This window comes from Sphingomonas sp. NFR04 (genome assembly GCF_900114095.1).
Taxonomy (GTDB): domain Bacteria; phylum Pseudomonadota; class Alphaproteobacteria; order Sphingomonadales; family Sphingomonadaceae; genus Sphingomonas.
The window spans coordinates 1-3,769 of record NZ_FORV01000015.1 but is presented as its reverse complement, the minus strand read 5'-3'; the positions used below and the strand labels follow the sequence as shown (position 1 = coordinate 3,769).

6 protein-coding genes are annotated in these 3,769 nt (G+C 64.3%); 5 read left to right on the top strand and 1 reads right to left on the bottom strand.

The annotated features are described in order from the left end of the window. From BM009_RS22035 to BM009_RS22025, 3 genes are all read left to right on the top strand, one after another. A partial coding sequence (locus tag BM009_RS22035; RefSeq protein ID WP_254772417.1) for a zincin-like metallopeptidase domain-containing protein occupies positions 1-441 on the top strand: 441 nt, incomplete at its 5' end. Then, positions 438-650: a sigma factor-like helix-turn-helix DNA-binding protein gene (locus BM009_RS22030; RefSeq protein ID WP_084584678.1), complete on the top strand. Its 213-nt coding sequence runs from the start codon at positions 438-440 to the stop codon at positions 648-650. The genes BM009_RS22035 and BM009_RS22030, both read left to right, overlap by 4 nt. 68 nt (positions 651-718) lie before the next feature. After that, on the top strand, positions 719-1,642 hold the full coding sequence (locus BM009_RS22025; protein WP_084584679.1) for a HEPN domain-containing protein: 924 nt from the start codon (positions 719-721) through the stop codon (positions 1,640-1,642). A 1-nt stretch (position 1,643) separates the two neighbouring features. Here BM009_RS22025 and BM009_RS22020 read toward each other — a convergent pair whose 3' ends face one another. After that, entirely contained in the window at positions 1,644-2,006 is a 363-nt protein-coding gene (locus BM009_RS22020; protein ID WP_093299821.1) for a hypothetical protein, read from the bottom strand. A gap of 310 nt (positions 2,007-2,316) precedes the next feature. Here BM009_RS22020 and BM009_RS22015 point away from each other — a divergent pair, with 310 nt between their 5' ends. Both BM009_RS22015 and BM009_RS22010 read left to right on the top strand, forming a co-directional pair. After that, a complete protein-coding gene (locus tag BM009_RS22015) occupies positions 2,317-2,910 on the top strand; it encodes a relaxase/mobilization nuclease domain-containing protein (RefSeq protein WP_093299819.1) in 594 nt (197 codons plus the stop codon). Further along, on the top strand, positions 2,871-3,769 hold an 899-nt coding region (locus BM009_RS22010), incomplete at its 3' end, for a DUF3363 domain-containing protein (RefSeq protein ID WP_139216716.1). The genes BM009_RS22015 and BM009_RS22010, both read left to right, overlap by 40 nt.

Below are 3,769 nucleotides of genomic sequence, written 5' to 3'. Positions count from 1 at the left end.
CGGATCCCGGCTGCGCATGCGCTTATGGAAGCGTGCGGCGCCGATATCCGGATCGGGGGAGGGGAGGCCTATTACAGCCCGGCCGGCGACTATGTTGCGGTACCGCCACAGCTCGCCTTCTACAATCGCATCAACTGGTATCGCACAGTGCTGCATGAGCTGGGGCACTGGACTGGGCATAATTCGCGGCTCGATCGCGACCAGTCGGGAGCGTTCGGCAGCGCCGCCTATGCCCGTGAGGAGCTGGTCGCGGAGATGGCGAGCGCGTTCACATGTGCGTCGCTGGCGATCCGGCCGTCGGTGCGGCACGCGGATTACATCGGCAGCTGGCTGGCGGTGCTGCGTGAGGATGAAAAGGCGATCTTCCGCGCGGCCAGCGCTGCCAGCAAGGCGGCAGATTATCTTCTCGGTTTCGTCGCGAATGGGGAGGCGGGGCAATGATGCGCTGGCTTCGTTTGCGGCGAATGCGTCACGCCTTTCGCGCTCTGCCCGACCGTGACCGGGCGATCTTCGGATCGGTGCGGTTTGATGATTGCAACTACGTCGAAGCGGCCGAACGGCATGACTGCAGCGTTGCCGAGGTGGAGCAGACCATTGCCCGTGTGATCCTTGCCCTGGATCGCGCCGAACGCGGCAAATGGCCGAGATAAACGCGACACCTCGCCCGCGACCTGCGGGCGAGGTGTACCTCGCGGCATCAGCGCGTTAGGATCGATCCATGAGGACCGGCCTCGATCATCTGCCGCCAGCCAAGCAGCGCGAGCTGGAGCGTGTCGTCCAAATCCTGTTCCAGGAATTCGGCGACGCGACCGCCGTTGCGACCTCGGACTGGAAGAAGCAGGGGCGCATCCTCAAGGTCATTCTGTACGGCAGCTACGCGCGCGGCGGATGGGTCGACGAGCCCCATACCGCCAAGGGCTATCAGTCAGACTTTGACCTTCTGGTTATCGTCAACAACGACAGGCTCACCGATCGCGCCCAGTTTTGGACGACCGCCGACGACCGGCTCAACCGCGAACTGGCGATCACCAAGACGCTCCGCACGCCAGTGAATTTCATCGTCCACACCCTGCAGGAGGTGAACGACGGCTTGGCGCACGGGCGCTATTTCTTCATGGATGTCGCTCGCGACGGCATCGCGTTGTACCAGAGCGATGACACCGAACTGCATCAGCCCAAGCCTAAGACGCCGAAGCAGGCGTTGGCCATGGCACGCGAGTATTTCGTCGAATGGTTTCCCAGTGCTGCCAGCAAGTTGGACCTCGCTGCCGATGCGCGTCGGAAGGGATATCTGAAAGACGCGGCCTTCCTGACGCATCAGGCCACGGAAAGCCTTTACCATTGCGTGCTGCTGGTCTGCACCTTCTATACGCCCCACGTGCACAATCTGACTTTCCTGCGCACGCAGGCGGAGCGCATCGACCCGCGCTTGGTCGACGCATGGCCGCGTGATCAGCGCGGCGCCCGCGCCCGGTTCGAGAAGTTGAAAGAGGCCTATGTGAAGGCGCGCTACTCGAAACATTACCGTATCAGCGAAGAGGAACTGGCGTGGCTGGGCGAGCGTGTCGAGGCACTTGGTCAGGCGGTGCAGGTGATCTGCGAAGAGCGGATTGCGGCACTGGAACGCAGCGCCGCCGCCTGACCTAGGCGGCGATTTTCCCGGCGTCGATGAACGATAATTCGCGCTGCATCTGCGGCGCTTCGCTGCGTTTGGCGCAGCGCATGTCGCGGGCGATCGCGACGCTGATCCACTCGATTTTCCACGCCAGATCTAGCACGTCGCCGCGCTCCGCGCGGCTGATTGTAGCGATGCCGGCGCCGTCGACAGCGACCGAAAATCGGCACTCGTCGACCCAATTATCGAAGCGTCCCTGCACCAGCGTGCCGTCCGAAATCGCGATGGCAAAGCCCTCGTCGAGAGCCCGTGCGGACAGGCAAATCTCGTCCTCGACGTCGCCGGAAAGCTTCAGCCGACCATTCTCCAGTGGTTCGATCCTGATCGACATATCGGGCCTATTCCTCGCGACTCGGAAAGGCTGCGATAGTAGAACATAAAGGGAACATATAAAAGGCTGGCGGGGATCGGCGGGGGGATAGAAGGGATGGCAAGATAAAAGCGGTGCCTCCAAGCGACCCCGGAAATGGCGTCTGCACGTCGTTTTTGATGGAGCCATACTCACGGCGATGCCTCCATCGGGAAGGCGCGGTCGCCGGAATGCCAGCATTTCTGCGGCTTTCCGGCTCCCCCGAATGGAGGCCCTTGAAGGGCTCCGCTGGGGCACCCTCATCTGACGCTTTCCAGCACAGGATAGCGTCATGGCCGAGGATCCATTCGAGCTATGGTTGGGGCGGGTCGGCGCGGATCGCCCGTTCGCGCACCAGCTTCGCAAGGCGACCAATCTGGCCGGCGGCGCAGCGGGGTCTTCGGCCGCGCGCGCCCGGCATTTCGATGGTAGCAGGATCGGGCGCGGTTCGGGCGTCGGCCGAGTGCTCGGGGCATCCGATCGCTTCGCTGGAATCCGCGCGCGCCGTGTCGTCGTGAAAGCGCGCTTCGTGAAGCTGGCGGGGAAGGGGGCGAAGGGCGCTGTCGCGCACCTGCGCTATCTCCAGCGCGATGGCACCACCCGCGAGGGCGAACGTGGCACGCTCTACGGCGCTGACCATGATGTTGCGGACGGCAAGGCATTCCTCGAACGCGGCACCGGTGACCGGCACCAGTTCCGCTTTATCGTCGCACCCGAGGATGGTGCCCAATATGACGACCTGAAACCGCTGGTGCGGCGCTGGATGGCGCAGGTCGAACAGGACCTCAGCACGAAGCTCGACTGGGTGGCCGTCGACCACTTCAACACCGGTCATCCGCATGCCATGTGCTGGTTCGCGGTGTCGACGATCGTGGACAAGATCTGATCATCGCTCGCGAGTATATCAGCCGAGGGCTCGCCGCGCGGGCGGAGGAGCTGGTCAATCTCGACCTCGGACCGCGCACCGACCGCGAGATTTTCGAGGGGCGTCAGCGCGAGATCGGCCAGGAGCGGTTCACCAGCATCGATCGCAGGCTGCTGCTCGCGCGCGAGGCCGATGGGCTGGTGTCGTCCTCGCATGGTGACAGCATCGAGCAGGGGCTGCGTGCGGCGCGCCTCGGCACGCTGGTGCGGATGGGACTGGCGACCGACGAGGGGAAAGGGCGCTATCGGCTCACCGCCGATCTGGAAGCGACGCTGCGGGCGATGGGCCGGCGCGGCGACATCATCGCGACGATGCACGCGCAACTGAAGGAACGGGCGCCCGAGGTGCATCCGCAGGACTATGCGATCTTCGACCCAGCCGAGGGCAAGCCGCTGGTCGGTCGCATCCTTGCGACCGGACTGGCCGACGAGCATCGCGATCGCCATTACCTGATCGTGGCTGCGATCGACGGGCGCAGCCACTATGTCGAGCTGGGCAACCGGTCGCTCTCGGAAGTGGGCGATCGCCCCGAAATTGTGCGGGTGTCGCCGGTCACCGCTGGCATTCGTGATGCGGACAGAACTTTGGCCGAGGTCGCTGCTGCCAACAACGGCAACTACAGCGTCGACGCGCATCTCCGCCATGACGCCAGTGCCAGTCAGCGCTTCGCCGAAGCCCATGTCCGGCGGCTGGAAGCGATGCGACGGGGAGGGGGCGAGGTTGAACGCATGCCGGATGGCAGCTGGAAGATCGGCGCCGATTATCTCGACAAGGTCCTGGCCTTCGAGCGACGGGCGGCTGCGGCACGGCCCGTCGAGAT